This is a genomic window from Kamptonema sp. PCC 6506 (genome assembly GCF_000180455.1).
Lineage (GTDB): Bacteria > Cyanobacteriota > Cyanobacteriia > Cyanobacteriales > Microcoleaceae > Kamptonema > Kamptonema formosum.
Window position 1 is genome coordinate 1 of sequence record NZ_CACA01000362.1, and the last position, 7,114, is coordinate 7,114.

At 43.9% G+C, this 7,114-nt stretch carries 6 protein-coding genes and 1 pseudogene; 4 read left to right on the forward strand and 3 right to left on the reverse strand.

Annotated features, from left to right (window positions below; all coding sequences use genetic code 11):
* The first annotated feature begins 607 nt into the window (after nucleotides 1-607).
* From OSCI_RS26075 to OSCI_RS26085, 3 genes are all read left to right on the forward strand, one after another.
* A complete protein-coding gene (locus OSCI_RS26075; RefSeq protein ID WP_007358214.1) occupies nucleotides 608-1,435 on the forward strand; it encodes a hypothetical protein in 828 nt (275 codons plus the stop codon).
* Between the two features lie 186 nt (nucleotides 1,436-1,621).
* Nucleotides 1,622-2,140, forward strand: a complete 519-nt coding sequence (locus OSCI_RS26080) for a hypothetical protein (protein WP_007358215.1) — start codon at nucleotides 1,622-1,624, stop codon at nucleotides 2,138-2,140.
* Between the two features lie 112 nt (nucleotides 2,141-2,252).
* Nucleotides 2,253-3,605 (forward strand): site-specific DNA-methyltransferase, encoded by a 1,353-nt coding sequence (locus OSCI_RS26085; RefSeq protein WP_007358216.1) that lies wholly within the window; start codon nucleotides 2,253-2,255, stop codon nucleotides 3,603-3,605.
* Here the strand turns inward: OSCI_RS26085 and OSCI_RS26090 are convergent.
* Nucleotides 3,544-4,404: a hypothetical protein gene (locus OSCI_RS26090; RefSeq protein ID WP_007358217.1), complete on the reverse strand. Its 861-nt coding sequence runs from the start codon at nucleotides 4,402-4,404 to the stop codon at nucleotides 3,544-3,546. The two genes, OSCI_RS26085 and OSCI_RS26090, sit on opposite strands and share 62 nt — an antisense overlap.
* Before the next feature lie 177 nt (nucleotides 4,405-4,581).
* On the opposite strand from OSCI_RS26090, the gene OSCI_RS26095 reads away from it, so the two are divergent.
* Complete coding sequence (locus OSCI_RS26095; RefSeq protein ID WP_234708830.1) at nucleotides 4,582-5,472, forward strand: tyrosine-type recombinase/integrase; 891 nt, start codon at nucleotides 4,582-4,584, stop codon at nucleotides 5,470-5,472.
* Nucleotides 5,473-5,842: 370 nt separating this feature from the next.
* Here the strand turns inward: OSCI_RS26095 and OSCI_RS26100 are convergent, their stop codons facing one another.
* Together OSCI_RS26100 and OSCI_RS26105 are read right to left on the reverse strand one after the other, a co-directional pair.
* The gene (locus OSCI_RS26100; protein ID WP_019488003.1) at nucleotides 5,843-6,604 is read right to left on the reverse strand and encodes an HIRAN domain-containing protein; all 762 of its coding nucleotides are present in this window, start codon (nucleotides 6,602-6,604) and stop codon (nucleotides 5,843-5,845) included.
* 102 nt (nucleotides 6,605-6,706) lie between these two features.
* Nucleotides 6,707-7,114 (reverse strand): annotated as a pseudogene (locus OSCI_RS26105) (hypothetical protein); the annotation flags it as partial.

The window sequence follows — 7,114 nt, forward strand, 5'->3', positions numbered from 1 at the left end:
TACAAGTATTGTTCCCAAATCCACGTCCTGAATTAACTGGGGAGATAGTGGTTGGTCGAATACCTCCATGAGCATTTCATATCTCTGTTTGACAGAGGCCAGATCGTAAGCATCGCACCACTGTTCGGGGTCGGTCAATATTATAGACATAGAAAAAAACTTTCTCTTCATTAATAACTGTATCAGCGAAGCTGTGCTGTCACCAGCCGCAAAGTAGCAACTTAAATCCTTCATTTGATTTTTGATAAAGCTACTTTGCTATCAAACTATCTTGATTTTAATTGATGTCTCTTCTTTAACCTCAATCACAGAAGCAAGTTTTAGTTATCGCAGAGCTAAAAAGTTACATATTAAACTATCTTGCTATCAAGCTATTACAGCTATCAAAATATTAAAGGAGAATCCCTTGTAACCAAAATGACACACGCGCTCTTAAAGTGGGAATATCAGGGCGATCGCACCGCCAAAGTTAAAGGCTCAATCCCACTTCTGGAAAGTGAGATACAGAACTGGGGAAATTTCTAGTCCGAACAGGTGTAGAATAATTAGTCAATGTCAATATCTCTGCAATTAACTTAACAGCAGTTCTGATACCAAGGTGTGCCCAATGACCCAAAACCCCCTCATTCAAAGAGCCTTAAATTCCGCTAGCCTTGAAAACAAGGCCAAAATTGGCATCAATCCAAATCCTCTCACCTTTGAAGAGTATGTGGAGCGAACCCCCGGAAAACTAGAGTTATACAACGGATTCCTCGGTAGCAGAAGCGATTTGAAAGATTCAATAGAACTTTTGCTGATGAGCCTCCAATGCTTCGGATTAACTAACATTGTGTCACTGTTGCCGAAAGAATTGTGGTTGGAAGCTTTGAATTCTGCTTATCCAAGCGATGAAAAAGAAAAAATGCTTCCCTCAACTTCAGAAAACTTAGAACAAAAGCTCACTCAACTGAGAGAATTAAGAAAGGAGTTTGAGACTCAACCCAAAGCCTCCAGTCTTTCTCAGCAAAACCTAAAGCAACTGTTGCAGAACTTAGAGAAAATGTCAGCCAAGATATCCGATTCCACCATCGGCTTGCAAACTGAACGCCAGCAGTCACAAAGTGAAAGCGTTTACTCATTTTACAATCCATTAACTCTTGCAGATCGCCAATCAGAAGACGCGCCAAAAAACATTCTAGTTCTGATTAGGCTTCGCAAAGAAGACTTAGACCAAATACCAACTAAGCGGGATTGGGTAATCCCAGACACCTTATCTGATGCCACCGCTGATTTAAGGAAGATGACCGGACAAATCCTCCCCGAAAGCTGCAAATGCTCCGAATGGGCAGGCATAAGCCTAAAAGTGGAGAAAGTAGAGTTGTTAAAACCAACGGCTGGTGAAATCGCCAAAGAATTGGCTGGGATTTGGGTGATTCGAGTTGCTATTTGTGATTGAAATTTTATCTATTTGTGATTGAAAATTTTATGGATTATGGATTAATAAGCAGAAGTTTGTAGTAGTCTTCATGGGAGTAACAATTCTATAAAAACTACAGTCAGCAACCCCGCACTCTCTGTGACACTGATAAATGAGAATTTCCATCTAGGTATGACCCTGTTCCCACAAATCCAAGGATTGTTTATGAAAATTCAGATTATTAACGAAGTTGACTTTAATCAAATTGATGCTTCTCGGCAACTGATAGCCGCCGACTATTCACGCCAATTTGCCATCAATGACCTGGGCGAAACTTTGGGAGTTTACGGCATTAGTTGGAACAGCGATTTAATTAAACCGATGGTGAAACTTTCACCAGACGGACAAACGATTTGGGTGGGTGTTGAACAAAAGGTAGCTGCGATTTGTAAGGAAACGGGTAAATTTTTGCTAACTTTGCCGCTAACTTCCTATTTGGTGCAAATGCTAACTTTAGACAAAGTTACTGCTGTCATTACTGAAGAGGACTTTTTACTTTTCAACCGCCGAGGCTCTATCCGCTCTAACAAGGCGTTACCTGATACAGCAATTGGATTGTCACTGGTTGAAGGCGATTTAGTGATAAAATTACTATCGGGCGATTGTTTAACCATCAACCCTGAAACTGGCAGTTTTCAGAAGGCTGGCTTCATTAGGAATGGGATCAGTGTAGGATTGGCCTAGCTTGGCACTCCGCTTGGCAAAGTTAAGCTTAATTCCTTACATTGCTGATGTCTGGATATGCGTGCATAGCCAAAGCCCTCGCCTTCTCTAATAGCAAACTATCAAATAAAAAATGGCAACAGGAATTCCAGGGACTAGCGGCAAAAAGAAAGCTTTAAACGGCAGTAATGGAATGTCATTCAGACTAGAGTACGAAGGCAAATCTTCAATAGAAGACATCAGAGCTACAAAACCAGCCTTGCTACAGCGTGCTGTCAAAGTACCAGGCTCGCCGACAAATAAACTCATCTACGGAGATAATTTGCGAGTTCTCCGCGCCCTACTAGATGATGCCAATATTGCGGGGAAAGTAAGCCTTGTGTATATAGACCCCCCTTATGCAACCGGGGCAAATTTTGCATCTCGCAACTTGGATCATGCTTACAATGATTTCCGAGAAGGAGCAGAATATTTAGAGTATATCCGCTGCCGTCTAATCTTAATGCGCGAGCTTTTGGCAGACGATGGGTCTATCTACGTGCATTTAGATGAAAACATGGCTTTCCCTGTGAAAATTCTCATGGATGAAATTTTTGGCATTAAAAACTTCCGCAACTGGATTACTCGCAAAAAATGCAATCCCAAAAACTACACGCGCCGCCAATACGGTAATGTTTCAGACTATATTCTATTCTACAGCAAAACCGAGCAATATATTTGGAATCAACCTTTTGAATCTTGGACTGAAGTGACGGCAAATAAAGAGTATGAATATGTAGAAAAAGAAACAGGAAGGCGTTATAAGAAAGTTCCCATTCATGCACCAGGAATTAGAAACGGAGCCACAGGTCAAAAATGGAGAGGGATGATGCCACCCCCAGGTAAACATTGGCAATATACTCCTGCAACTCTCGATCTGATGGATGCGCGAGGCGAAATTTACTGGTCATCTACAGGAAATCCGCGCCGAAAGGTTTACTTAGATAACAGCAAAGGAATTCCCATACAGGATATCTGGCTTGACTTCAAAGATGCCCATAATCAGAACATTAAAATTACGGGTTATCCAACTGAAAAAAATCCTGAATTGCTAAAACGCATGATTATTGCCTCTTCTAACCCTGGTGACTTAGTGTTAGATGCTTTTGCGGGAAGCGGCACCACAGCAGCAGTTGCAGAGGATTTAGGCAGACAGTGGATTGCGATTGATAACGCTAAGCTTGCACTAGAAACAATGGTGTGGAGACTAGCAAAAGGCACAGAACCAATGGGTGATTTTTTAAAAGGCAATGATGACCAGCCTAAGCAAATATCTTTATTTGATGAAAACCGAGTGTTAAAAAGCGGACTTGATATTTATATTGAATCAGCACTGGATTTAGAGAGCATCCCCGATCTTCTTTTAGAAAAGTGGCGCAACTTGCTCAACTCTCCAACCATTCCCTGGTTAATCGAGAGTCGAGCATCTTCAGGGTACACACCATAACATCTCCCTGTCCGTAGGTTTCTAATGCTGCATAGTCATTCCACATTGAACCAAGGGTTAATCCGGGGCCGTCATTCAAGAAAAGCACTTTGAGGGGTACTTTTTTCTCCGAAGCATACTTACGAATTTCCGTCACTTTATCACGATTGCCGCCTGTGCGGTCATCTTCTTGAGCGCCTCCTCGATCAGAATCATAACGAGCAAATCCTAAAACTAGAGGAGTTTTATCAGGGCGGGATATGAGAAAATCAGCGGGAATCCTAGATTCAAAATTAGGTAAGACTTCATTGAGCATTACATCTCTTCCAGCCCTTGGCGGCCCCTGAATTTTGTAATCATCTCCAAAGGTTTTGTTAAACCAGAGGAAAAATGCCTCTGTTAATTCATAGCCTTTTTGCCCCCGGCTTTTATACTCATAAAGAACTGCCATCATTGCTTCATCAGGGTCAGGGCGGCTTAGCAAATTTTGCTTAACTGTTTCTAATGAACGGAAGCGCGTGCCAAATTCGGCAATAATTTCCGGTATTTTGTTTTTCCGCTTCAACATCTCAACTGACGTATCTGGCGAAACATACTTGCGAAAAACGCGAAGCAGTTGCGTTCTTGACGGATTCGGTTCTTGCGAAATTCTTGTTAACAAGTCAGCCGAGGAATGTACTTCGCCTACCAGCGTTGCAAACTGTTCCAAAACGCTCCCGTAGACGACTTTTGCTTCGTCTAAGTAGTCTGGGTAGAATTCTGAATCTATGAACGTAATCCACCTAGATGCACTCGCCTTGTAGCTGTCAAACGAAGCCAACTGAATTCCTCCCGGTTAAGCACGGTTGCCTGCCATCTCCTGACGGTAGCCGATGCCGTGCATAAATCTCTGTTGCAAAATTTTATAACAACTTGCCGCCAGTCCCAAATACCGTTTGATACAAGCTATGAAGTGTGGCTACCTTCATCATGACCCATAATCGGACGGGTTTACTTTTTGACTGCGTTCAACGATCCTAAAGGAGAAACATTAGTTTACCCAATGTTGCAACAAGGGAACACGATTGACAATGAGACTTTGTTAGATTTGTGGCTTCACGGCCGCAGCAAAAATACTGCGGGCAGTTACCGACTTCACACCTCTCGGCTTCTAAGTTTTGTGGATAATAAGCCTTTGAGTTCTGTGACTCTGGCAGACATTCAGGCGTGGGAATTGACGCTGAGCAATCTGTCTTCAGGCAGCCAGCGGACGGCGATTTTTGCTATTAAGTCCCTGCTGTCTTTTGGGCACAAGCTGGGAGTGCTGCCTGTTAATGTTGGGCTGCTGGTGCGATCGCGCGGTGTCAAGGACACTTTGAGTGAGCGTATTCTGTCTGAGGCGGAAGTTCAAGCGATGATTGCTTCGGAGACGGACCCGCGCAATCGGGTGATGCTGCGGCTGCTGTATTCGGGCGGCTTGCGGGTTAGCGAACTGTGCGGCTTGAAGTGGAAGGATTTGAAAGAGCGCCCTGGCGCTGGCGGGCAGGTGACGATCTTCGGGAAGGGTAATAAAACTCGCGTGGTGCTGTTGCCACCGGGAATTTGGGGGGGACTGATTCAGCTTGGGCCGGGCCAACCTGACGATCCAGTTTTTCATTCTTATCTTGGAGGGGGACATCTTCATCGCAGTCACCTCTGGCGAATTGTGAAGGCGGCGGCAATAAGAGCTGGCATTTCTGACAAGGTTTCGCCCCACTGGTTGCGCCACGCCCATGCGTCTCACAGTTTGGATAGGGGAGCGCCTATACATCTGGTTCAGCAAACTTTGGGGCATTCTAGTTTGGCGACGATTACTCGGTATCTCCACGCTAAGCCAACGGATAGTTCGGCTCTGTACCTGCCTGATTAGAAATGGCGATCGCTTTGTTCTCTCCAACAACATCACGACATTTTCAGCAACCTGATTTTAGGCGATCGCCTGAAGAAACGTAGAAAAACCACCATCGTCAGTTTTTTGACACCGTTTTGATACAGGTTTGATACCGTTTTGTCCCCGGTTTATCCCCAGTTCTGTCGTTTACCACTAAAAAGAGAGTCGGCGATGGGACTTGAGGAAAGCTGACGCGCATCTAATTTGTACTTTTTGAAGCCTAAACCTCTTAATGCAGCTAGGTTATTATCAAGCATTGCCTGAGCAAGTTTTGGTTCCAGGTTAAAATTTTAGTTTCCTGACAATTCACACACCATTTTACCCTAATTTTGTCACCATAACCTATGAGTTAAACAGTTGCTATCTCACCGAGAAAAGCCTGATACTCATCACTTGAAAAGGGGCAAAAGTCATCATAGCATTGAGCAGTTATATTACACAGCAAGCGAAACTGAAGCGGTGTCGGTGGCTGATTGACACGCTCTACGCGCACCTCTAATAAACTGGGATTCCTCAATAAAAGTTCAAAAATCTCACTATTCAAATATCGCGGACAATACCCGACAATATAGCGATCATCTGTATTTAAAGTCAATGTTTTAGAATCATAATGATTTTGAAATTCGTGAGCCAACCACAACTTTTCCCCTACCTCTAATCGGTTAATTCGCTCAATTGCACATTGTGGCAAATACCGCAATCCGTGCAAGAAAAAGTGAAGGTGATATCGCCCTTCTAAATCTGGCTCAGGAATGAGAAAAACAGTTAAAGTATCTGTTTCTCGCCGCCCACCGCTGCGGGCTAGAATAGCAATTGGCTCTCTTTCATTTTGAGAAAGATTTAGCCAGTGAATAAAATTTGAGTAATCAGGACGATTTTTCGACATCAACCGATTAGCAAATACGGGAAATAAATAGGTTGATTTATAGACTTCACCTAAGCGCGGAAACGAGGCTAAGGGTTCAAAACCGCACTTCTGTTGAGCTTCTAAAACGCCTTGCGTGTAGGTAAATTCGTAGTTAATTCCATCAAATTTTAGCCTGCCAATGGGAAACCAGGAGCGGCTATTTTTGTCTTGCCAAGCCAAAAAAAGTGTTGATTGTGTCTTCACGATAGCGCTTTCCTCAAGGTAAGCAGACAGCAGTTCACAAATACAAGGCTAAACTGAGCATTAATCGCGATCGCCTCTACTCTCGATCTTTTTTGAGACCTATTAACCGGTGTAGCCGTTATCGCGATCGCGATCGCCATTACCACTGCTAGAGTTTCCGGTGTAGCCGTTATCGCGATCGCCATTGCCAGAGTTTCCGGCGTGGCTGTTGTTGCTGTTGCCATTACCGTGAATCGAGTTTCCGGTGTAGCCGCTATTGCTACTGCCATTGCCATGAATCGAGTTTGCAGCGTGGTTGTTGTGGCGATCGCCATTGCCATTACCGCTATTACCATTGCCAGGAATCGAGTTTGCAGTGTAGCCGTTATCGCGATCGCCATTGCTATTGCTAATAACGCCATTACCACTGCCATGAATTGAGTTTGCAGTGTGGTTGTAGCCGTTATTACCGCTATTGCCAATACCGTTGTTGCCACTGCTGTAGCCGTTGTTGCCACTGCCATTGCCACT

Bases quoted from the DNA above. Each gene is read 5' to 3' on its own strand.
- OSCI_RS26075 (WP_007358214.1), top strand. From the start codon at position 608: ATGACCCAAAACCCCCTCATTCAAAGAGCCTTAAATTCCGCTAGCCTT.
- OSCI_RS26085 (WP_007358216.1), top strand. From the start codon at position 2,253: ATGGCAACAGGAATTCCAGGGACTAGCGGCAAAAAGAAAGCTTTAAAC.
- OSCI_RS26080 (WP_007358215.1), top strand. From the start codon at position 1,622: ATGAAAATTCAGATTATTAACGAAGTTGACTTTAATCAAATTGATGCT.